Source organism: Mucilaginibacter sp. (assembly GCF_041660805.1).
Taxonomy (GTDB): domain Bacteria; phylum Bacteroidota; class Bacteroidia; order Sphingobacteriales; family Sphingobacteriaceae; genus Mucilaginibacter.
This window is the reverse complement of record NZ_JBAZVP010000011.1, coordinates 1-24,351: the sequence shown is the minus strand read 5'-3', so window position 1 is coordinate 24,351 and position 24,351 is coordinate 1. Positions and strand designations below refer to the sequence as shown.

The window sequence follows — 24,351 nt, the reverse complement described above, 5'->3', positions numbered from 1 at the left end:
ATTACCTTACCAGTTCTGTTCTTTTAATTTCAGTTGCCTCAAAAAAACTTAATACCCGGCTATAAATGGCCTTTACTTTTTCAGAATTATCCTTTTGATAATTAGACAGGAAGATATCAAATGTTGCCAGGTTAAATTCCGGCCAGGTATGAATAGAAAGATGGGATTCAGTTAAGCAAACCATCCCCGTGAAACCGGCGCCGTCAAAATCGTGATAAACCTCTCCAACTTTTTCGAGTGAATACTCGGCGATCAGCCGGTCAAAAAATAACTTGCAGGGTGCCGATGCAGATAAACTCAAAATATCGGTCACAGAAAACTCTGCTAAAATATGCAGACCAGGTTGATAAGGCATTAATCAGGTTCTTATGACCAAAAATATAAAAGTTATTGGATTATTAGACACCAACTACAATATTAGTATTCTATAGTTTGCAAGTTTATCACTGATACACTTAAAAAAACGTGGTAATTTACTTAATATATCCGTTTGAGGCATCTGGCCCTTTCTATTATATATAAAAAGCATGCACAGAATAACTACAAATCATTACAAATAAGGCTATATTTATAAACCTAATATATCATAATGGAACTTGTAAGTGTTGCGTTGTCGCCATCCTGCAGCAGGTATTGTTTCTTGCGCAGCTTTTTAATAACACAAAGCGATTGAATCAGATCGAATTGTTGTTCGGTCAGTGCAATTTTACCGGCGACATATTTTCTGAATATCTGGAACATTTGATAGGTTTGAGAAGATAAAAATAGGAAGAATTTGAATAAACCTTTGCCTCCTCAACCGGCCCACATCTAAACGCATTAAAAAGGCCACTTATTGGTGGCCTTTTTGTGGGAGTTACTGTACATATATCTGGAACTTGTGGCCAATTGCCTCACTGACATCTTTCCAGCCGAATTTCCCGAGCGACGCCTGGTTGATTTGTGGCTTTTGAAAATCTAAAAAGGCACATATGATAGGGGATTCGCTCATTTACACAATTCCACCAACATATTCACCAATAATTTACCTGCTACCGGATCAGTCAGCGTTTTATCCAATCTAATCTCGGATAACAGCGCTTGGCCATTATCTTGTATTTTAATAATAGGGAATCCTTTTATCTGATCAAGCCTTTTCATCCTCGCATTCACATCGCCCGATAAATAACCGTGTATTTTAACGAATGATGCCAAAGCTTCTATATTAGAATTACGATTAATGCGGTATGCGCCGGATATCACAGCCGGGCTTTCACGCCTATTATTATTAAGGTAGCGCGTTTCCAGGGGCTCGATGCCATTGAATATACCCGACTCAGGAATATCCATTGTTGTGATCTCTCCATTTTCTTTCAATAAACTCCTAATATATTCCGGATACAAGCTATGGGCTATACTACCTGAAGCAGATAACAATACTCTGCCACCGCCAGTTATCAGTGTTCTGATATTTTTAATCTCACTGGCAGTTGTAGTTAAGGAGTCCAACCCTGATAATACATAGACGTCGGCTTTTTGATTTAGCACGTCGTTCAACGTAGCTGATGTTGTATATTTAATACCTAAGAAATCAAGCGATGGAATTATCTTCTTAGCCGCATCAAATACCGCTATTTTTTTACCGGAAAGCTTTACCACATCAAACCCTGTTTTACTGGCCAGTAATATGTCATAACTGTTCTCTGAAACTGTTTTACCTCCGGTAATTAATTTTAGTATTAACTTACCTTCAATTTTAGCGCCGGGAAGGTTTTGTGGGATATTAATTTGTGGTTCCAGCCATTGACGGGTGTAATGCTCAACCTGCGCGACCGGCATTTTGCCGCTTGCTAAAACTAACCGGTCCTTACCCATCAGTTGCCATTGCAATTCTGAAGCAGGTAATGCGCTGCCATCTTCCTTATCATTAACTATACAAATCCTGGCCGGCAGTTTGGTGCCCGCGTAAAAGTGTCTTCCCCATAATTCAGCAGACACCAGTACCGGCTGCAGGGCTTTTTGCATATCATAATATACCGGAAAAGGTTTAATGCTATTATGTAAATAAACATTGGTAAACCAGGTAATGAGGGCAAAATGTATAATTCCGGCAGATTTATCATCACTACGGCGTAAAGCCTCAGCCAATTCCTTAGTAATAAAAGCCTGGGGTATCATAAAATACTTAGGATCATTATACTCATAGGTATATTTACCCGCAAGTGATTGGGGGTTTTGATGTACATAATTATAAAACCGCGTAGCATGGCCTGTTTCGTCTGTATAACCGGTTGACATTTCCTGGCTGATCATTGGCCTGCCGGGATTTTTATTCTTTTGCTGAAACTCACCCTTAAAATAATCAAATATCGAGTAATCGTACCAGTTTAGGTAAGCATGCGGATCGTCGATATCGCCGTCGTCAATAGTCTTTAGATAGTCGGCTCCAAATTTTTTCGCATTCCGTTTATAGTTAGAATCGAAAACGATCGGCCGTGTGGGATCAATAACCCGCATTTGTTTTACGACATCTGAAATGATCTTCATTTTTACTTTGGTACGGGCGCTGTCTGGGTCATTATCATAAAATTTCATCTCGTTATTCACGGTCCAGATAATAAGAGAGGGGTGATTACGATATTTTTTTAGCAGATCATAAAATTCAGCTTTCCAAAGGTCAATCACTTTTTGCCGGGGGAAACTACTTTCCAGGAACAACCACGGCCACGTGCCTTCATAGCTTACGCCAATGCCATTTGCGTCAAAAGCGTCCATCCAGGTTTCGGTAGCAGGCACGGTATGGGTACGGGTAACCATAATGTTCCCAGCCTTCATCAGCTTAGTAAATTTATCAGCCAGCAGAGTATCATTTGGTGCCAGCGGCGCTGCTGTCTGGTTACCTCCACGCAGCCAGTAACGCTTACCGTTTAAATACAGGTAATCGCCAATTGACTTAAAAGTTCGGAAACCTGACCTGATAGTTTTGGAGTCGATCTCTTTGTTATTTGCTATCAGGCTAAATCCAAAATCATACAAATTTGGATGTTCAGGGGACCATAATCTGGGTTTCAGACCAGCTATGCTGTACGTAAACACTTTTTCTTCACCAGGCTGTAATCGCAATTCTTTAAGCGGGATATTTTTATATAATATGTCTTTTTGCTTATTCCCGGCAATACTGTTAGCTACCGAAAAACTGGTTGCATTATCTGAATAATTCTTTATGGTGATATCAAAATCAGCGCCGGTAAGGTTTGGTTTAATAAATACGTCTTCAATACGTACAGGATCTGTGATCACAAGTGAAACGGGTTGCCATATCCCGGCCGGGTCATCATTAAAAAAGCCATGGGCCAGGTCCTGTACCATCTTCTGCGTTACTTCTACCGTAACTGCAACACCGGCTATTTTATCTGCGTCTTTAATATTCTGTAAATAGTCCCTCGTCACTTTTACTGTTACCAAATTTTTCCCCGGCTTAAGCATGCCTGAAGCATTTACCTGAAAATCGCCGAACATACCAATGTGGCTGCCGGCCTTTTGTCCGTTTATGTAAACTTCGGCCACTTTTGACACGGCATCAAAGAAAAGCTGCATATTTTTGCCGGTAACCCCTTCAGGCAGATTGATCCATTGGCGGTACCAGCCTATATTGGTCTTTTTGTAATCAAAGGTATATGCTTCGCAGCGGTCTGTTTCCTTTTGGAAATAATTATCTGAAACACCTTTACTGCCAGTATTATATTTTTCGCCATGCAGCCAAACCCTTATTGGGTTCCAAAAGTCTGGCACTGTCATAACATGCCAATTCTCATCACTTTCATCAGGCTTTACCGCTTTGTTATCTTCGGTTATTTCATACCCTGGCGAGAATAGCCATTTGCCATTTAAGGATATTACATTACGGCCATTTCTGATATTTTTAACAACCATTGGCTTATAGGCGTTTCGCTGTTGCCGGCGCAACGCATCCTTATTTTTAACAGCGACCGCATATTCCTGAACACGGGTTCCTGAAAATTCGTTTGCATTGATGGATTTGATAGACAGATCGTCAAACTCATTTGTGATCCAACTGCCACCTAAAGTAATTTTACCGGCCGGGGAAAAGTTGGTAAATTTATCGGCGATATCAATTCTCGGAAGGCTTTCGTTATTTAAAAATACCCTAATCCGGTTCCCGGCTACCTGTATCTTAAAATTATACCAGGCCCCTGGTATGGGCTGAAAATCTAATTGTCGTAAGGCGAGGTAGTCGTCCATACCCATATAACCCAAACGGGCGAGATATATAGATTTTTGTATACCTCCTTTCAACATCACTATATATCGGTCATCACGGTTACCTGCACGAAATCCCGCACATATTTGTACCTGATCTGCGGTTTGGGGTACCCTTGCTTTAAATTTAACCTCGTAATCAGTCCAGTTGTACTCGCCGAAGCTTAAATAGGACTCCTTTGTTGTGAGTACTGAGTTAGCTATCTTACATTCGCCCCGGCCTGTTTTCTCATACTTACCGGCAGCATCAAAATTTTCGCTCAGTTTAAAATTGTTCTGAGCGTATGATTTTGTTAGCAATAACAACATCATTAAACCGGCTATGTAACCAAATTTCATTTGTTTCATTTATTTATAGGAATGTTGATGATAACTAATAAGCGCTATCAGATAATTATTTGCGGTATGATTACGCAACGTTTATAATGAGTGCAATTAAATAAGAACTTCTAATAAAAGATTAATAAAAAATTAACAGGTATTTATTTTAGGCAATTTCAAAATCAATATTGCAGCACTTATAACATTAAGTTTAAAACAAAGCCATATCAACGGCATAATCCGGTAATCCCGGGGGGACCAGCTAATGTTCATTCTTTACCAAAATGTATGGCGTAAAAAATTTAACATCACTTTATTGGTTTAATATAAAAGGCATATTCATACCGGCCTTTGGCTATCATCCTGTACTCAGGATGCACAGGCAGGCCCCAGCTAATATCACCACCTACCCCCATCTGCCAGCCATCAATATTTACGGTTACAAAATCCCGGTGAGGTAACAAGTTATTATGTGTTGCCGTTTCCAGATCATTTTCTGAATAAGGCCACGCGCTTACCCCCAATAATTTTTGTACTGATTGAATCTGTATCCCTTTGCCGTTTGTATCCTTAAATTGAATCCATCGTACATCTGAGCGATTGGCATTTTCCTGCGGACGAACATAAGGCGTTATCCAATTATCAACTGTGGAATGATACACTTTTACCATTGCCCCGGTTTTTCGATCCCAATAATTTTCCTGTGGCCCCCGGCCATACCATATCAATTGATTGTAGGCGGCCGGAATAGCAAACTGAAAACCGATCCGGGGAATTTCGGGCGCACCTTTACTCAAATCAAGACAAAGGTTAATTAATGCCTTTCCATCAGGTAAAAGGCCGTAACTAATATGCATATCGGTACCGGTTACAGGAAGATGAAAACTGCCCGTTAACTGTATACCGGCCACGGTAGTATCCAGTGATAACTTTTGCATTTGGGCATGGGTGCCTGCTTCTTTCCAGGGCTGCATATTCACGGGGGTTTTCCAGCCCATATCATTATCTGTGGGCGCACGCCAAAAATTAGGATAAACCGGGCTGGTCAAATATTCCTTCCCATCAACCATGTACGATCCGATGAGTCCGGTCTTGCCGTCTACACTTATAACTGTACCGTTTGCTTTCGCTATCCAATTATTGCCCTCCTTTGTCCATGATACAATTTTCAATGATGCCTTTGCTTTGGGTTTAAGCGGTACCTGCAGTTGTTCATAAGCTACGATATGCCCCGCATTAGCCCAAGGCGTACTTTTCCGTAAATGAAACTGCAGGGTAAGGAAATATTCCGCGTTTGGTACCCATGCAACTTCGCCCCAGGGTATGGAAACAGTACCCACTTTACCCGGTTCAATTTTTAAAGCGCCCAATTTTCCCTGGCTAATTATTGCACCATCCTTTTCCAGCCTCCAGTCGGCATCAAATGCATCCAAAGAAGTATATCCATATTTATTTTGAATACTGATGCGCCCTTTTTCCAGATCTTTGGGCTTCACGCTTATGTATTGGAGTACTTTTTTGGCTTCCCAATACTGCGGGCGTGGAATTCTATCAGCAGAAACCAATCCTTTGAGGCAAAAACGGCCGTCATTAGGAAAATCGCCAAAATCACCGCCATAGGCAAAAAAACGTTTGCCGTCATCGCCGGTTTTGTAAAGCGCCTGATCGCTCCATTCCCAGATAAAGCCGCCTAAAAGCATAGGATACTTTTCAAAAATGTCCCAATAATCCTGTAGGTTGCCAAGACTGTTAGCTTGTGCATGTGCATACTCATTGGTTACAAAGGCCCTGCCTGAGGGGTAAGGCCCATGCTGCTCCGGCGACCCAAGTTCGCCATGTTCACCCTTACGTACCGCTTTGCCGGCAACATGCTGCAGCAACCAGGTGGTTGTAGGGTAAGTTTGACTATCCATATCTGCGGCCAGGTTCATATCAGCATAATGAATGGGCCTAAGTTGCGGGTCTGCCGCATGGGCCGCTTCCCGCATTTTCATGAATGCATTACCGTAACCAGCCTCATTGCCTAACGACCACATTACAACACACGGGTAATTTCTATCCCGCACCACCATACGGCGCATCCGGTCAACTACAGGCGGTTCCCATTCTGGTTTATCACCCGGTAATATCCGGCGCTGATAACTTAAGCCATGTGTCTCTATGTTAGCCTCGTCCATTACAAAAATTCCGTACCTGTTACATAATTCATAAAAGCGCGGATCATTCGGGTAGTGAGATGTACGGATGAAATTAAAATTTGCCTGCTTTATCAGTTTCAGATCTTGCACGAGTTGTGGCAGGTTAGGCGTATACCCTGTTTCGGGGTCGGCTTCGTGCCGGTTAATGCCCTTTACTTTTAGTGAGCGGCCGTTAACAAAAAATTGTTTATCCTTTAATTCTACCTTACGGAAACCAATGTCTATACGCCGGGTTTCAATTACTTTACCGTTTTGAATCAATTCCACCAACGCATCGTACACGTTCGGTGTTTCTGTCGTCCAAAGCATAGGATGGGATATCTTGACAACTGCAGTTACTTTCTCGGGGTTAAAACCGGAAGATACCTGTTGTACCGTTTCCTCTAAAAGCGGACCGTCATTTATAATTTTACCATCGGGCCTGCGCAAGCTAAGCCGAATACGCAGACCAGAAATTTGTGATGCAGCAGAATTCCGCAAACTATAGTGAAGACTGACAGCGGCATTCTGATAGTTGTCATCCAGCGGCGCATCTACATAAAAATCCCAAAGCGACACATCAGGTGTATGATAAAGAAACACGTCACGAAAGATGCCGCTTAATCTCCACATATCCTGGTCTTCCAGGTATGATCCGTCAGACCAACGGTAAACCTCTACCGCCAAAACATTATTGGCGGGCTTAAGAAATCTGGTGATATCAAACTCTGCGGGCAATCGTGAATCTTCACTATAACCTACCTTATTGCCATTTACCCATACATACATTGCCGAGCTAACCCCGGCAAAATGCAATATGGTACGCCCACCTTTCCACCCCGCAGGTAAACTAAAATTTTTGATATATGAGCCAACAGGGTTACGCTGTTTATAAGACGTAAAACTTTTTGGTGGCGTATCCATCACTTTAGGCAAATTAGGTTGAAAAGGATAATTTGAATTGGTGTAAATCGGCACGCCATATCCCTGTAACTCCCAACATGATGGTACAGGAATTTGCTTCCAGCCGGACGGCTGGAAATCTGATCGGTAGAAATTCTTGGGCCGTGTGTCTGGATCAGGCGCCCAGTTGAAAGACCAATTACCATTGAGCGATAACAGCCAGGGCGAGTGGGTATAATCACTTTTCCAACCTGAAACAGAATTCGGATTTGGCCAGGCGGAATTTCGCGGTGGAAGTTTGTTAATACCAAAAACCAGCGGATTCTGCCATTCCACATGGTCATAATTTCCGGTATCTGCTTTTGATACCGGAAATACAGGCAATCCAACGGACTTTTTGGTAAATGGAATTAAAAAAATAAGGATGGCGGAAGCAATGAACAGCCTTTTTATATTCATTAGATAATTTAAATTAATATTATTCGCTATTACAGATCGTTGATCATTGCGGTATTATTTGCCAGCGCAGATCTTCAGCAGCGCTATCTTTAGCCAGTACCAGTGCCGAATTAATAGCCTTACCGTTGGTTTTGTTAATGATGCGGCAGCAGCCTGTGCCGTCCCATTCAAGGCGCCATTTCAGGTTATCTGTATCACTATCAATAATTTGCAATACAGAATCATTAGCAGATTTTACACTCAGTACTTTACCTGTTAGTTTACTTTTAATTTTGAAATAGCCCTTACCATCAAATAAGAGTTGCCATTCAGTATGGGCTTCGCCTTCCTTATTTGTTTTTTCCTGATTATCCATTAATAAACCGCTTCCTCTGCTCTTTATCTGGTATGATTGGGATGGATCAAATGGTGAAATTGGAATGATTGGCGTAATTGGGGTATGTTCTCTTAACATCTTGGCCCCTGCGCCTACCAGGCGCAGATAAAAATCGCTGGTGGCACCGTCATAGGTCAGGAATGCAGCTTGCGTTGGCGGATGGGTTTCGATTTTCATGATCTGTGTCCCTTCATTAATTTCATCGAACATGGCTATAAACGCGCTGTTAATTGTGCCGGTTGCCGATGCTGCTACAAACTGCTCCCATAAATAGTTACCCATGCGGCGGGGCACAATTGGCCCGGCCGGCGGTATAGGCGGCGGCCCCGCTATATGTGTGCCCGAATTAAATACAGGCATAAACATTACATTATTGGCCTTGCACTTTTCTATGTCGCCCGCCCACTCGGCAATATTTTGCACTGAATAACCCGTCGCCGGATCTTTAATCCGGCGGCCCACACTCCATGGTTGCAAACCCTGCATACGCATCAGCATAGCCTGGAATTGGGGCGTGCCTTTGGCCCGCCAGGTGTTATCAACCCCGCCTACTATGGTTGCCTGGTACTTTCCGGGTGCCAGCAGAAAATCTATCACAGGGTTCATATATTCGGGCTGTGAGGCGGGCCGGTCGGGGAAAAAACCCCATAGTAACAGCACTGGTTTACCATTATGATGCATATACCGCGAATTGGAAGTAACACCCTCGTCAACCATTTTTTTCCATTGGTTTATGATAATATTATACACATCTGCTTTTGGAGTACGCGGGCCAAATCCACTCATATCCCACATAAATGCCCAGGTTCGGCCGGTAGTACTTGCAGCCTTCATTACATTATGCATTATCTGGAGCAAAGCCGTCGTATCTCGTTCCTGGTTACCGCCGGGGAAGTGGCCGCAAAACTCTGACAGCCATACGCCGTCTATCCCGTATTGCTTCATCCATTGTAAATGACGCAGCACCGTTTTGGGGTTCTGTGCACTGTATAAATAAGCCTGACTGCCATCAGGATAAGTGAACCCTGGTGCGGGATATTTTTCGCTTTTGCTTAGTTCGCTCATATCGGGCCAGGTATCAAAAGCCAGTTTGGCTGCTGACGGTGGCCCGTTAAATACATGCGACCAGCCGTGGTTCTCTGGTCTGTCGCCCGGTGTGCGAAACCAACCCTGGTAACCGGCCATTACCTTATTGGTCATGGTTGTCGCATCAACGGTCTGCGCATGTGATGTGGTGCCTAAAGCGATCATAATGCTTAGCGCTATTCCTTTAATCCATCTGAACGAATTGTTCTTATTTGTTATCATATTGGCGGTATGCTGTTAGCCTTATTTAAGTATTGAAATATTTTAAGTAATTAAATTTGTGGCCGGTTTACTTGCAGGGTACCCCATTTATAGTTTGGTTTACCGCCCATTACCACTTTAAGTATACCGCCATTTATAATATCCCGGTGCTCAATATATGTTTTTTGATATGGCTTACCATTCAGGGTGATGCTTTGGATGTATATGTTTTTGTCATTGTTATTCATGGTTTCCACCGTGAACTTTTTTCCGCTATCCAGGTTAATTGTGGCCTTATCAAACAGGGGGCTTCCTATAATATAAGTGCCTGATGCCGGGAACACAGGATAAAACCCAAGCGATGAAAATATGTACCAGGCTGACATTTGTCCGCAATCTTCATTACCAATAATACCATTAGGGTTATCCAAATAAAAATCTTTCAAAATATATCGTACCTTTTCAGCCGTTTTCCAGGGCTGGCCACTATAAGTGTATAGATATGCAATGTGATGGCTCGGTTCATTACCATGGGCATACTGGCCTATTAAGCCCGTCAGATCGGAGAGTCCGCCTTCTTCCGTATACTTCAAATTAAAAAATTGGTCTAATCGTTTATTAAATTCCCTATCGCCCCCTAAAATAGAAATCAGGCCGGGCACATCCTGGGGCACCAGCCAAAGGTATTGCCAGGCATTACCCTCTGCATAAAGGTTATTTTTACTTTTAAGCGGGGCAAATCCAGGTGTCCAATTGCCATCAGAAAGTTTGCCTTTAAAAAACTGATCTGTAGGATCAAAATATAACTTATAATTTTCACCCCGTTTTTTAAAATATTCGTAATCTTCTGTTTTACCCATCGCTTTAGCCATCAGTGCAATACTGCCATCGCCAATCGCATATTCCAGGCCCCTGGCTACAGGGCGGGTTTGCTTATCAGTAGGTATTGGCTGAAAGTTTTTTACATACATTACCCCCAGCGAATCAGACATCGCGGTGTTCTTTACCGCTTCATAGGCTTTAGCCGCTTCAAAACCTTTTATGCCTTTTAAATATGCCTCGGCAACTACCTGTAAACTGCTGATACCAACCATAGTGCCGGTTTCATTGCCCATAAGGTGCCAGATAGGTAGTTTACCCTGCTGCTGATAAATGGCCAGCATGGTATTGATCATATCACTGGTTCGTTTTGGTTGAGTTATAGTAAAAAGCGGATTCTCGGCGCGATAGGTATCCCATAACGAGAATATTGTATAATTATTAAAAGCTGCCTTGGTATAAACAATCTTATCGGCACCACGATAGTCGCCATTATGGTCATTAAATAAAGCCGGATCTATCATGGTGTGATACAGCGAGGTATAAAATATCCTTTTATTGGTTTGGCTTTTTGTGGCGATAACGATTTTTGCCAATTCCTTATTCCATTTTGCGTCAGCATCATGCACTACTTTCTGAAAATTCCAGTCAGTAATCTCAGCATTAATATTAGCCAGGGCTCCTTTGCAACTTACCGGTGAAATGCCAACTTTTAACTTAAGCGTTGTGGGAGCATTTTTAAAACTGATCACCCCTTTTATATTAGTTCCTTTGCCGGTTGTGCCTTCCAGTAATTTACTATCATCATAAACTCCAAACTGCATTAGCGGTTCTGATGACTTGATTGTAAAAAATAGCCATTGATTTTTGGCCCAGCCTTTTGAAAAACGATAGCCTTCCAGTGTATATTTATCAGTTTGTTTAAGGTAGGTTTCTGTACTTTTATCATTGATACCTTCTTTAAGATCAATAATAACATGCCCCTCCTTGCCTACCGGGAAATGATATTGGTGAAAACCGACGCGCTCAGTAGCAGTTAGCTCTACCCTGATGCCCGAAGCATCAAGTTTAACAGCATAATAACCCGGCCGTACTTTTTCATTTTTATGCGAATAATGGGAGGCATAACCACTGCCTGGGACCGTTTCTTTACCTTTATCCAATTGAATGCCGCCGGTATAGGGCATTATTAATATATCTGACAGATCGCCGATACCCGTGCCGCTTAAGTGTGTATGCGAAAAACCGATCAATACACTATCGCCATAATTATACCCTGAACACCAGTCCCAGCCTTTGTAAAAATTCTCAGGCCCCAGTTGCACGCCGCCGAAAGGGACACTGGCACCAACAAAAACATGGCCATGGCCGGCAGCACCAATGTACGGATCAACATAGGATGTTAAAGCATTAGAGGGTTTGCTTTGTGCATTAACCAGTTTAACAACGCTTATTAATAATAAAGTAGAAATGTATACAATATTGCCTTTTGCTTTTTTGCGACAAATGAAATTCATAATTGATTCGTATCCGGTTTGCTACAAGTGTAGCGGCAGATTATTAACAAAAGATTAATAACTACTTAATACGGTACGATAAAGCCAACTAATTTGTAAAATTAGCGTGACTCATTTATATTTTTAGCAATTAACTCTTCTAATCAACGTCTTGAAGATATCAGATTGACAAAAATGTTTTTTACTGCCTTATGAATTTTCTCGTTGACCATTATTTATGATTATCTGGTAAAGCAGGCAAGGTGCCGCGCGGAGATTTCTTTTACGCCCCAAAATGCCGGACTAAACCAATTCGCTTGAAATTTTAGCGCAACTGCGAACCGTTATAACATTTGTTTTATTTGTTTGCGTTTATTGAAGCGACAAATTAGGTGTGAGTATTTTAAATAATCTTACTGTGAAGTATAAAAAATGTAATTCACAGCAAAGTATTGAAAATGTTAATAATCGTCTTAATTTTGATTTGCATATCGGGTTAACATAAATCCATAATTTGCAGCTATTATAAACCAGTACAGCATAAAGAACCGAATAAAAACTTAACGTTATAAGTTTGGGTAGGGTCGATGATAAACATAATGAAATTGGGTCGCCGAATTTTTAAAACTATTGCTTGCTTTTTTTTTACATTCATCGTATTTAATTACGATAGTTTAGGGCAGTCCTATGGGTTGGCATTTGCGAGTCATGAAGTTTATCAGGATAAAAGGACCGGCCTGGATCTGAGCCCCGGAAAAACCTTATGTTTTAATGATAATTTTGATATTTCGTTCGACCTTTCCTTTATCGTTAACCGGAAAACCTATTTTGGATATATAGTCAGGATTATTGAGGATGATAAACGCAATATTGATTTAGTTTATGACGCTCAAACGAAATTTAAACATTTTAATGTAATTATAGGCGAACGGTTTTCAAAAATCAGTTTTGATATTGAGCGTGATCAACTATTTAATAGTTGGAATAATATACGCGTTAAGTTTGATTTTGACCATGACCGAATTTTGTTTTACAATGGTAAAACAATGTTTGTTGAGAGCGGCCTGCATTTAAAAAAAAATAGCTGCTATAAGATATTGTTCGGCACAAACAATTACAGACAGTTTCAATCCACTGATATCCCTCCAATGAAGCTGAGAAATATTCTTATTAAAGAGAACAGTAAATTGAAATATAATTGGCCGTTGAGCGAGGAAAGCGGTTTGACCGCTCATGAAGTGGTTAACCAGAATGATGCTGCTGTAGTAAATCCGGTTTGGGTTACTGCTATGCATCGCGATTGGCAATCGGTGCAAAGCATAACAGTAAACGGCGTGGCCGGCATCGCTTTCGACCCGCTTCAGGAGCAATTGTATGTCATTGCCAGTGATTCGTTGCATAACTATTCGTTTAAAGAGGCTTTATGGAAAAATACCAGCTATAATAAACTTGATCTGAACCAGGGAAACCAATCGATTTTTAATCCTTTTGACCATCGGCTATATAGTTTTTTTGTAGATCAAAAATTTGCAACTAAATACAATTTTCAAACACACAATTGGGATAAGAAATTCAAAGTCGGCCCTATTACTGATTACTGGCATTTAAACAAGTTTTTTTCTTTGGTAGATTCGTCCCTTTATTTCCTGGGCGGCTATGGGCATCTTGTTTATAAAAATAAAATTCAGAGGTATCATTTAAACACCGCCACCTGGGACACTGTTAACGTTAAAGGGGATTTTTTCATGCCGCGTTATTTATCGGCGTTAGGTGCTACCTCAAAGGGCGATACTGCTTATATTCTGGGAGGTTACGGTAACAGTAGCGGCCTGCAAATTCTTAATCCGCAGAATATTTATGATATGATGCGTTTTACTGTTAAGGATGGGGCCTTTAAAAAACTATTTGTCTTAAAGGTAAAAGGTGAAGATTTTGCGCTTGCCAATTCCTTAGTCATTGATGATAAAACGAAGACGTATTACGGGCTTATCTTTCCGCAGCATAAATACAATTCAACTTTGCAACTCATTAAAGGCTCGTTAACCAAACCCTCATATGAAATGGTGGGTAGCGCTATACCTTATCTCTTTCATGACACGCACTCCTTTGCCGATCTGTATTATTGTCCGGTTAGCAAACGGTTTATAGCCGTAACACTGCTGCGTTCCGAAAATAACCAGACGAAAATTAATATCTACACCCTATTGAGCCCGCCATACGGAGGACCCGAAATAGCACATGAGGTGAAGAACAACAGGGCCTGGTATTTAGGAGGGGCGTTTGCGGCCATCACTCTGCTATTTTTATTTTATGTAAGCCGAAGAAAAGGCACTTCGAAAAAAAGTGCTGAAACTAATCCTTTGCAACCAACTAATCCATCAAATACCGTTACGGAACATGTTAAAGTTGTGAAAAGTGAGATCTCTGAGTTTAATCATGCCAATGAGTTTAAAAATGCTATTCTGTTATTTGGCGATTTACAGGTTTTTGATGCAGAGGGTGCAGATATTACTAAGCATTTTACGCCGCTTATTAAAGAACTGTTTTTGGTAATTCTGTTGTACACCATCAGGTGGGGGCGGGGGCTGAGTTCTGAGAAGTTGAACGAAATATTATGGTATGATAAATCAGTTAAAAGTGCGCGCAACAATCGTTCAGTAAATATTGCCAAATTAAAAGCCCTCCTTGATAAAATGGACCATTGTCACTTATCAAATGATACTGGTTATTGGAAATTTGATATTGATTACCAGCATACTTACGTTGATTATCATAATTATCTGAATATTATAAATGATAAGAAAGAACTGGATATTCAAAAAATAAAATGTCTTTCTGAAATCACTCAGCGTGGCAATTTCCTCTCAAATATTGAGTATGAATGGTTAGATACATTCAAATCTGAAACATCAAATGAAATAATTGATACCTACCTGCACTTTGCCAATTCCCAAGCTCCAAACGATTTTAAGTTTTTAGTGGAACTGTCCAATTTTATATTCCATTTTGATCCGGTTAATGAAGAAGCCATGGTCATCAAATGCAAAGCCCTCTCGGCATTAGGCAAGCATTCACTGGCAAAAAACACCTTTGAAAGTTTTATAAAGGAATACAGGATAATCTATGGCGAAGAATTTAAAAAAGATTTTCACGCGGTATTAGTTTAAGGTGTCTGTAAGTACATTCGCAAGGCATCTTAAAACAATTTTTCTTTTAGGGAGACGAATTAGTACTTTATTAATTATTTATTAGTGTCTGATAATTTATTTGCATCTGTTTCGAACCTGTAATGGAAAAGCATCAGTTAGCAACTTTCCTAACCCGGCGCCAATTATTGATTTTATATTTAAGAGTACAGGGTATGGCTTAACAGTACATTCCAATTAATATTATTTATTTGTAAACCGTTAACGTCTTTTTTTATGAGAAGAGTTTTTTTGTTTGGTACGGTTCTTTGTTTTAGCCTGTCGTCTTTTGCCCAGGTTGGCCCCTTAAAGCTATGGTATAACAAACCCGCAGGCAATGTGTGGGAAGAGGCCTTGCCAATAGGAAATGGCCGGCTGGCTGCAATGGTGTATGGCAACCCAGGCCGGGAATGTATCAAATTAAATGAAGCTACCGTATGGAGCGGCGCGCCAAATCGTAATGACAGCGAAACAGCACTGGCCGCTTTGCCGGAAGTACGCAGATTAATATTTGAAGGAAAAAATAAAGAGGCCGCGATTTTGGCCACGGAAAAAATAAAATCCAATAAAATTAATGGCATGCAGTTTCAGCCTGTAGGTAACTTGTTTCTTGCCTTTACAGGGCATGATCAGGTTACTGACTATTACAGAGAGCTGGATATTGAGCGTGCGATAACTACCACCACTTACACCGCTAATGGTGTTAAGTTTAAAAGGGAGGCCTTTACCTCCATACCTGACCAGGTGATTGTGATGCGTTTTACAGCAGATAAACCAGGGAATATTGCTTTTACCGCATCCATGTCGAGCACACAGCGGGCATCAGTCACCATAAAAGGAAAGGATGAGTTGGTGCTTTCGGGGATTAGCGGCGATAAGGACGGTGTAAAAAGTAAGATCAGATTTAAATCGCTGATAAAAATAAGGCCCGATGGCGGCAAAATACTGTTGTCAGATTCAACTATAAGTGTAAGCGGTTCCAATTCAGTTATCCTTTATATTTCCATCGCCACAAATTTTGTTAATTATAATGATGTAAGCGCAAATGAGGGGAAACGCGCGGCTGCTTTCCTGCAGAAGGCGATGTCAAAAACTTATCCACAGCTTTTGGCTGCGCATATTGCGGGCTACCAGAAATATTTTAACAGGGTAAAATTGAATTTGGGTACAACAGATTCTATTAAAAAACCTACCAACATACGCATCAGGGATTTTGCGACTGGGAATGACCCCCAATTGGCCGCTTTGTATTTTCAGTTTGGCAGATATTTATTGATCTCCTCATCACAACCGGGTGGGCAACCCGCTAATTTGCAGGGAATCTGGAATGATAAACAAGCACCACCCTGGGGAAGTAAATATACCATCAATATTAATACCGAAATGAACTACTGGCCGGCAGAAGAAACTAATTTGGCCGAAATGCATGAGCCGTTAATTCAAATGGTAAAAGAACTGGCGGTAACGGGCCAGGAAACGGCCAAAAAAATGTATGGCGCAGGCGGCTGGGTGGCGCATCATAATACGGATCTGTGGCGTATTACAGGCCCGGTTGACGGGGTTTATTCAGGTATGTGGCCGTCAGGTGGGGCATGGTTGAGCCGCCATCTATGGGACAGGTATTTGTATAACGGAGATGCAGCCTATTTAAAATCTGTATACCCTGCTTTGAGAGGGGCCGCACAATTTTACCTTGATTTTTTAATAGAAGAACCAGAGCATAAATGGCTGGTTATTTCACCTTCATTGTCGCCTGAAAATGGCCCCGCCGCCTACCAGGGCGCATCTATTGATGCGGGCATAACTATGGATAACCAACTGGCTTTTGAACTTTTTTCAAACGTGATAAATGCCGCCAAAGTTTTGAACGTTGATCCGGAATTCGCAAAACAGTTAGCTGAGGCCAGGAAGCGTTTACCGCCGATGCACATTGGCCAGTATAGCCAACTACAGGAGTGGCTGCATGATTTGGATACCCCGATGGATAAAAACCGGCATGTCTCGCATCTTTTCGGTTTGTATCCCGGCAATCAAATTTCGCCTTATCGTACGCCCGAATTATTGGATGCCGCGCGTACTTCGTTAATATACAGAAGTGACGTATCAACCGGTTGGTCAATGGGTTGGAAGGTAAACTTATGGGCAAGATTGTTGGATGGTAATCATGCTTATAAGCTTATTCAAAATCAGTTAACGCCAACCGGCTTAAATAAAGGGGGGAGTAATAACGGTGGTGGTACTTATCCTAATATGTTTGATGCGCACCCGCCATTTCAGATAGACGGTAACTTTGGCTGCACGGCTGGTATAACCGAGATGCTGCTGCAAAGCCATGACGGTGACATTAACCTGTTACCTGCACTGCCTGATGCCTGGCCAAATGGAAGTGTTAGTGGCTTAAAGGCACTTGGTGGATTTGAAATTGTAAATATGCAGTGGAAGGACGGCAAATTAAAAGAAGTGCAGATTAAATCCCGGCTGGGTGGTAATTGCCGTTTGCGTGTTCCGAACACCCTAAAGCTTAAGAACGGCACCCAATTACCCTTAGCCCGAGGTGATAACAGCAACCCTTTTTATAAAATTGAGCAAACGCCGAAACCAATTATATCAGAAAAAGCCAGGCTTAAAGTGGTTACGCTAAAAGAAACACAGCTTTATGATCTGCCCACAGATCCCGGGAAAGTATACACGTTGATTTACTAGTCTCTCAAACCAAATTGAAAAAATAATGCACTGTATAACTTAATTTATCCGGATACTCGCAGCTATAGCAAACAGATATTTAAAATTCCGCGAAAGCGCCCAACGTCTTTCACCATTTAAGGCCAATGCCGGTTCCAAATAATTACAATATTGTTTAAGTACGCTATTATCGGTAAGAATTAGCTAATATTTTGTCATTATAAGTCAATAGCGTTAACAAGGACCGGTTCATAGGTCAGCAGAAACATAAAGCATATCGGCAATATTTGCCTTTTTCAATTAAATATTGTCAGTTTTTGCCAAAGCGAAATATAAAATGGTGAAAAATGCTTAATCCCCAATAAAAAGGCTTTTTAAAGGCTGCTATTAAGATTTTATTAACTATTTATTAATAAGCTGATGCGTAATTTGAGATCAATTATAAAACCAAAGTAACCAATTTTTTTTAAACCAATTAAACTTATAACATGAGGAAACTTTTATTATTGTTATTCTTTATGTGGTTTGCCTGTAACAGTTACGCGCAGAACCGCATAATTAAAGGAAAGGTTGTCGACGAAAAAGGCAATCCTTTACCCGGTGCGACAATAGCCCTGAAAAATGCGACGCCACGCACAGCTGCCAGTCAGGATGGCACGTTTACAATTAATCTCGGCGCGGCAACCGGGAGTACCCTGGTAGTTTCATTTATCAGCTTTGCAACCAAGGAAATTGATATCACTGGAAAAACAACCGTTGATGTAAAATTGGATCCGGCCGCAAAGGATTTGACCGAAGTAGTGGTTACCGGTTTAAACATCAACAGAACCAAAGCATCGCTTACAAATTCCGTACAAAGCGTTAATGTTAATGAAATGACGGAGGCCCGTGCTTCAAATATTACTGATCTCCTTGATGGTAAAGTAGCAGGTTTGCAACTGGTTACCAGCGGGCAGCCAACCGGCTCTACCAAGGTACAGCTGCGCGGTGCGGGCTCTATTACCGGCAACAATCAGCCTTTATGGGTGGTTGATGGTATTCCTATTGATAACAATGACTCAAACGGGCAGGTAGGCAATCTTGACTATGGTAACAATGCTGCCGACTTAAACCCCGATGATATTGAAAGCATTGAAGTGTTAAAAGGTCCTAACGCTGCAGCTATCTATGGATCAAAAGCGGCTAACGGCGCTATTTTGGTAACAACCAAAAAAGGTAAAAAGAATGCCGGTTTAGGCATATCATACAATGGTAATTACATGGCATCACGCGTATTGCAATACCCGGATATACAAAATGTATATGGCGAGGGTGGCAATATACGGTTAAGCGGTAACCTGGTTGGCACACTGGGGCAGGGTGTTATACAGTCGGGCTCAGGCGGCGGCCGAAGTTATGGCGGGCCTATGTTAGGTCAGCCTTATTTAAGCGTTAGCGGCCAGGTATTACAATATCTGCCGCAGGGTAATTCACTTCAATCGCTTTTTCAGGTTGGCGGTACATCATCGCAAAACATTTCAATAAGCCAGGCTGATGATAAATCATCTATACGTTTTTCTTACGGCCGTACGGATGCTACCGATATTATTGCTAAACAGAACCTGGTAGCCAAAAATAACTTCACATTCAACGGGAGTAAAAACTTTGCGCCGTTTATGAAGATTGAAGCCCGTGTGCAGTATATACAGGAAAATGTTACTAACCGTACTTATCGTAACGAGGACAACGCCAACCCCTATAATTACTTTAATAATGCCGTAGTTAGTATACCCCTAACCAGCCTTATCCCATGGAAAGATGCCGCAGGAAATGCGTTTAACGGCGGCGGCAGCGGTGGTATAGAAAACCCATACTGGGATATCAATGAAAACGGCAATCAGGACACCCATAATACTATTATTGGCGGTGTAACGGCTACTTTTAAACTGGCCGATGGATTACAGTTCAGGGCACAGGAAGCGGCTAACCTGCTGTGGGGCAACCGTTATACTTTTATACAAAAAGGTTCATTATCAAACTTAAACGGCTCTTATAATGAATTTCAGCAAAATAACCGCGTTTGGAATTCACAGGGATTATTAATGTATAACAAACGCATTAGTGATTTTTCTATTGTTGCTAACGCTGGTGGCGAATTGCGCAACACCAATTATTATAATACCAGTGCCGGCACTAACCAGTTGCTGGTGCATGATGTAAGAAGCCTTGCCAATAATGGAACAAATGCCACGGCCAACGAAGCATTTATACGTTCACAAACACAATCATTATATGCCACTGCCAGCGTAGGTTATAAGGATTTTATTTACGTTGATCTTACCGCCCGTAACGATTGGTCGTCCACACTGCCTCCGCAAAACGCGTCATTTTTTTATCCTTCGGTAGGTGGTAGCTTTGTGTTTACCGAGCTATGGAAAAATATACCCAGGGGTTTTTTAAGCTATGGTAAATTACGTGCTTCTTATGCACGGGTGGGGAATGATACCAGCCCCTACAACCTGTATAACCAATTCTTATATGGCGGTGCTATAAATGGCGTAAGCTATGTAACATTTGATACTAATACACTGAAAAACAGCAACCTGAAGCCGGAACAAAAAACGTCAGTTGAGTTGGGTATTGAATTGCACTTTTTAAATGAGCGTTTAAGTTTAACAGCCGACGTTTATAAAGATAAAACTACCAACCAGTTATTATCAGGCAGTGCGCCGGTTGCCTATGGTTTCAATAACCAGTTTATAAATGGCGGTTCGGTTCAAAACAAAGGTTTGGAAGTAACCTTAACAGGTACGGCTATCAAAACCCGTAATTTTAGTTGGGATGCCATATGGAATTTCTCGGTAAACAGGAACAAGGTATTAGAGCTGGCGCCCGGCATTACTCAAGTAAAACTTGCCGGTGCTGTTACAGCAAGCAACTATGCCGAGGTAGGTAAGCCGCTGGGTGTATTGCGTGGAGAGGATCAGGATTATTCGTCAGACGGGCATGCGTTGGTTAATCCTACAACGGGTTTTTTATATTATACCAGTAACCACCCAACTGTATACGTACCCATACTGGGTTATGCTTCGCCGCGGGCGCTTACTTCTCTCGGCTCTACATTTCGGTATAAAACCTTCAGTTTTAACTTTCTTGTAACAAGCCGCATAGGCGGTTCTATGTTCTCGGGTACTGGTTTCCGTTATTATGTTTCCGGTAACTCAACTGCCACGCTTGGCGGCCGTCAGGAATGGCTGTACAGCGATGGTGTATTGGGCGAAAGTGATAATGAACGATTAGGCATAACTAACAATTTTAACCTGCCCTATCCCGATGCAGGCCGTGTTAAGGGTTCCATCTACTCTGGTTATTATCCAAAGCTTGCGCCGGATGGTAAAACTTTATTGGTGGATGCCAATGGTAACTACATCGCCGATTTAACGAGGCCAAATACCAAATATATTTCGCCGCAGCTCTACTGGCAGCAAAGCAGTCACCTTTCTAGTTATTATACATTTGATGCATCATATGTGAAATTATCGCAGGTGATAGTGGGTTATGCACTTCCGGCCAGTATGTTAAGAAAAACTGTGTTTAAAAGCGCATCCCTATCACTGGTTGGCCGCAACATCTGGACTATTTTCCAGAAGACTCCAAGGGGCATTGATCCTGAATCCGCTGCTTTTTCAGGTAACGGCCAGGGACTTGAACAAGGTGGCTCATTGCCATATGCAACGTATGGTATCGATTTTAAAGTTTCATTGTAAAAAATTATGAAAAAGTTAATAAAATATATGGTGGTGCTGCTTGTTGCGACAACAGTATCCTGCACAAAAAATTTCACTGAATTAAATACTAACCCTTCATCATTTGCCTCAACTGAGCCGGCTAACGTTTTGCCAGGAGTGTTTTATACAACCCTTAACCGTTTTGCACTTACCAATATTCAAAACCTTTGGGAGTACGGCCACCTGATTCAGGCACAAGGCCGTTATAATCAGGGTGCTGATGACAACTGGAACAAGATGTACGTTAACGTACTGGGCAATACTACACAATTAAAAAAACTGTTCAAAAACAATCCGGCATATGCCAACACAATGGCCATAACAGATATATGGGAATGCTATGTTTATGCATTTTTAGTTGGTACTTATGGCCCATGCCCTTACTCGCATATGGGCGATTTAACCAATTCCTTTGTGCCTTATGATGACGAGAACAGCATATATACCGACTTACTTAGCCGGTTAAAGGCTGATGCCGCGGCTATAAAAACTACTGGTGGCGATAAGTTTACCCAGGATCCTATTTACGGTGGCGATATGAGTAAATGGATAAAATTTGCTAACTCGTTGAGGCTGCGTATTGCGCTTACAGTGCAAAAAAACCTGCCAGATCTGGCGGCAACAAATATTAAGGACGTAATGGCAAACGAAAGCGCTTTGCTTACCTCTGATGCGGATGCCCCGAAATTTAATTACGGTACGGCATCAGGCAGCCAGTCGCAGTATAATGTGTCTGTTATACAAAGTACATCTTATACTGTTTCCGGAGGAAGCATTCCAACCATGAGCGATTATGTTTTTACTTATTTCCGCTCATATAAAGATCCGCGTTTAGGCGCTTATTTTGTGAAGGCTGTTAAGCCGTTTGCAATAACTGATACCCTAACCAGCACTTTAGATGCAAAACATTATATTGTAAGCTACCCAATACCGCACCTGGGGCAGCCAAAATCTGCTCAATATCTGTCAAACTGGAGTTTCCAAACTGCTACTCACACGGGTAATGACGGTCCCTTTGCCGGTGCCTCTGTAGCAAATCAAAACTACAGCACACTACAGCCGGTTTTATACACGGCAACCCGCCCATTTTACATCATGACTTATGCTGAAGTTTGCTTTATGAAAGCCGAAGCAGCTTTACGGGGTTATGGCGGCACGCAACCGGCAGATCAGTATTACTACGCAGGAATTAACGCCAATTTCGCTTTCTGGGGTTTGAGCCAGGTTCAAGCAAACGCTTATGAGGCGCAAAATGGAATTAAATGGAATACGGCGGGGCAGGGCTTTAATTATGATCTGGGCCCGTCTATAAGCACAAGCATTCCGGCTGATAACTTTAAAAAAATATGGATACAGCAATGGCTCAATTATTATGATGACGGTGGTTTTGAAGCCTGGTTGTTACAGCGCCGTACTCAAAACCTGGTTTTGCCTCCGCACCTTACGCCAGGTACTGGTCTTCCCTTGGGGCCGTTTCAAAATCTTCCGGATCGCTTTATTTATCCGCAGTCAGAAATTACCAATAACCCACAGGGTTATGCCACAGGTTTAAAATTATTGGGCGGTAAGGACTTGCAGGCTACAAGGTTGAGCTTTGAACCGGCATATACACCAATAGACTGGAGTAAAGTACCAGCTTACTATGATATATCTTTTGTACAACGATGGTATGGCAATACTATTCAGGATGCACAGGCCGGTATTGTTTCCCAGGGCGTTGGTGTTGCTACTGATTTAAAAATCATAAATTCTTATTAATTGATTAACTGAGCTTAAAATAGAAGACATGAAAATGAAATATATATACGGCCTTGCGTTTTTAATAGCAGCAAGCCTGTACTCATGTAAAAAGAATGATCCTAGTGTTGATGATGTATTTATTAACTATACCATCCCTGATGTACCGGCAGCTAAAAATTATTTGGTAGGTGCCTTTTACTATCAGTTTGGTTCATTCAATGGCGTTACCCCCCAAAAGCCTGTAGCAGGTGGCCCGGGTCCATATTCTTATTTCACTGGCATACCAGTTTTAGGAATGAATGCATCAGCTACAAGTACGCCCGCACCGGCTATTATGAACCAGCATGTAGACCAGGCCGCTACCGCTAAAATTGATTATTTTATATTTTCGTTGCGCTCGCCAACCATGGATAATAACAATTTTAAGGCGGATTCTAATACCATTGTTAGCTTTTTGAATGCTGCCAATTCATCAAAAATGAATTTTGCTATTTCCTATAACTTAAGTACCGGTACATTAGGCATTAACCCTACAAGTGCCACAGGCACGCTGGAAACCAATGCAACCAAACTACTGGGGTTTTATAATGATTTTAAGCGCCTGTCTTACTGGATGACTAAAGCTAATTATCAAAAAGTAAATGGTAAGTATCTGATCATTATCAACAACGCCCAGGATCTTAATTCTAATGATAATGTAGCTTTGTACAAACAGCTGCGTACCAATCTATTGGCTTTAGGATTTGATCTTTACATTGTCGGGATGCAAAGCAGATGGTCGCCGCCACAGCGTTTTTATTATCGTTTTCAAAACTGTACAGATGCCATGTATGAGGCCAACATGGGCGATTATGCCGGCGATATCGATCGTTTTTATCA

12 protein-coding genes are annotated in these 24,351 nt (G+C 41.6%); 5 read left to right on the top strand and 7 right to left on the bottom strand.

The window, feature by feature from the left end; genetic code table 11:
* Position 1: 1 nt before the first annotated feature.
* The 7 genes from WC743_RS15070 to WC743_RS15040 all read right to left on the bottom strand — a co-directional run bounded on the left by WC743_RS15070 (position 2) and on the right by WC743_RS15040 (position 12,119).
* Positions 2 to 355, bottom strand: coding sequence for an S-adenosylmethionine decarboxylase family protein (locus WC743_RS15070; protein WP_373013072.1), 354 nt, complete (start codon positions 353 to 355; stop codon positions 2 to 4).
* 221 nt (positions 356 to 576) lie between these two features.
* Positions 577 to 741, bottom strand: coding sequence for a hypothetical protein (locus tag WC743_RS15065; RefSeq protein ID WP_373013070.1), 165 nt, complete (start codon positions 739 to 741; stop codon positions 577 to 579).
* Between the two features lie 115 nt (positions 742 to 856).
* A complete protein-coding gene (locus WC743_RS15060) occupies positions 857 to 991 on the bottom strand; it encodes a hypothetical protein (protein WP_373013068.1) in 135 nt (44 codons plus the stop codon).
* The gene (locus WC743_RS15055; protein ID WP_373013066.1) at positions 988 to 4,608 is read right to left on the bottom strand and encodes a glycoside hydrolase family 2 protein; all 3,621 of its coding nucleotides are present in this window, start codon (positions 4,606 to 4,608) and stop codon (positions 988 to 990) included. The genes WC743_RS15060 and WC743_RS15055 overlap by 4 nt, the downstream gene beginning before the upstream one ends.
* A gap of 281 nt (positions 4,609 to 4,889) precedes the next feature.
* The gene (locus WC743_RS15050) at positions 4,890 to 8,120 is read right to left on the bottom strand and encodes a glycoside hydrolase family 2 TIM barrel-domain containing protein (protein WP_373013065.1); all 3,231 of its coding nucleotides are present in this window, start codon (positions 8,118 to 8,120) and stop codon (positions 4,890 to 4,892) included.
* 43 nt (positions 8,121 to 8,163) lie between these two features.
* Positions 8,164 to 9,804 carry an RICIN domain-containing protein gene (locus tag WC743_RS15045; RefSeq protein ID WP_373013063.1) on the bottom strand — a complete coding sequence of 547 codons (1,641 nt, stop codon included), beginning with the start codon at positions 9,802 to 9,804 and terminating at the stop codon, positions 8,164 to 8,166.
* Positions 9,805 to 9,854: 50 nt separating this feature from the next.
* A complete protein-coding gene (locus WC743_RS15040; RefSeq protein WP_373013061.1) occupies positions 9,855 to 12,119 on the bottom strand; it encodes a GH92 family glycosyl hydrolase in 2,265 nt (754 codons plus the stop codon).
* A 578-nt stretch (positions 12,120 to 12,697) separates the two neighbouring features.
* On the opposite strand from WC743_RS15040, the gene WC743_RS15035 reads away from it, so the two are divergent.
* The 5 genes from WC743_RS15035 to WC743_RS15015 form a co-directional block, all read left to right on the top strand.
* Complete coding sequence (locus tag WC743_RS15035; protein ID WP_373013059.1) at positions 12,698 to 15,265, top strand: galactose oxidase; 2,568 nt, start codon at positions 12,698 to 12,700, stop codon at positions 15,263 to 15,265.
* Positions 15,266 to 15,520: 255 nt separating this feature from the next.
* Positions 15,521 to 17,986: a glycoside hydrolase N-terminal domain-containing protein gene (locus WC743_RS15030; RefSeq protein ID WP_373013057.1), complete on the top strand. Its 2,466-nt coding sequence runs from the start codon at positions 15,521 to 15,523 to the stop codon at positions 17,984 to 17,986.
* Between the two features lie 467 nt (positions 17,987 to 18,453).
* Complete coding sequence (locus WC743_RS15025) at positions 18,454 to 21,711, top strand: SusC/RagA family TonB-linked outer membrane protein (RefSeq protein WP_373013055.1); 3,258 nt, start codon at positions 18,454 to 18,456, stop codon at positions 21,709 to 21,711.
* Between the two features lie 6 nt (positions 21,712 to 21,717).
* Positions 21,718 to 23,490 (top strand): SusD/RagB family nutrient-binding outer membrane lipoprotein, encoded by a 1,773-nt coding sequence (locus tag WC743_RS15020; protein WP_373013053.1) that lies wholly within the window; start codon positions 21,718 to 21,720, stop codon positions 23,488 to 23,490.
* 28 nt (positions 23,491 to 23,518) lie between these two features.
* A partial coding sequence (locus tag WC743_RS15015; protein ID WP_373013052.1) for a hypothetical protein occupies positions 23,519 to 24,351 on the top strand: 833 nt, incomplete at its 3' end.

Excerpts from the sequence above, each read along its gene's own strand:
- WC743_RS15070 (WP_373013072.1), bottom strand. The coding sequence starts at position 355 with ATGCCTTATCAACCTGGTCTGCATATTTTAGCAGAGTTTTCTGTGACC.
- WC743_RS15065 (WP_373013070.1), bottom strand. The coding sequence starts at position 741 with ATGTTCCAGATATTCAGAAAATATGTCGCCGGTAAAATTGCACTGACC.
- WC743_RS15060 (WP_373013068.1), bottom strand. The coding sequence starts at position 991 with ATGAGCGAATCCCCTATCATATGTGCCTTTTTAGATTTTCAAAAGCCA.
- WC743_RS15055 (WP_373013066.1), bottom strand. The coding sequence starts at position 4,608 with ATGAAACAAATGAAATTTGGTTACATAGCCGGTTTAATGATGTTGTTA.
- WC743_RS15050 (WP_373013065.1), bottom strand. The coding sequence starts at position 8,120 with ATGAATATAAAAAGGCTGTTCATTGCTTCCGCCATCCTTATTTTTTTA.
- WC743_RS15045 (WP_373013063.1), bottom strand. The coding sequence starts at position 9,804 with ATGATAACAAATAAGAACAATTCGTTCAGATGGATTAAAGGAATAGCG.
- WC743_RS15040 (WP_373013061.1), bottom strand. The coding sequence starts at position 12,119 with ATGAATTTCATTTGTCGCAAAAAAGCAAAAGGCAATATTGTATACATT.
- WC743_RS15035 (WP_373013059.1), top strand. The coding sequence starts at position 12,698 with ATGAAATTGGGTCGCCGAATTTTTAAAACTATTGCTTGCTTTTTTTTT.
- WC743_RS15030 (WP_373013057.1), top strand. The coding sequence starts at position 15,521 with ATGAGAAGAGTTTTTTTGTTTGGTACGGTTCTTTGTTTTAGCCTGTCG.
- WC743_RS15025 (WP_373013055.1), top strand. The coding sequence starts at position 18,454 with ATGAGGAAACTTTTATTATTGTTATTCTTTATGTGGTTTGCCTGTAAC.
- WC743_RS15020 (WP_373013053.1), top strand. The coding sequence starts at position 21,718 with ATGAAAAAGTTAATAAAATATATGGTGGTGCTGCTTGTTGCGACAACA.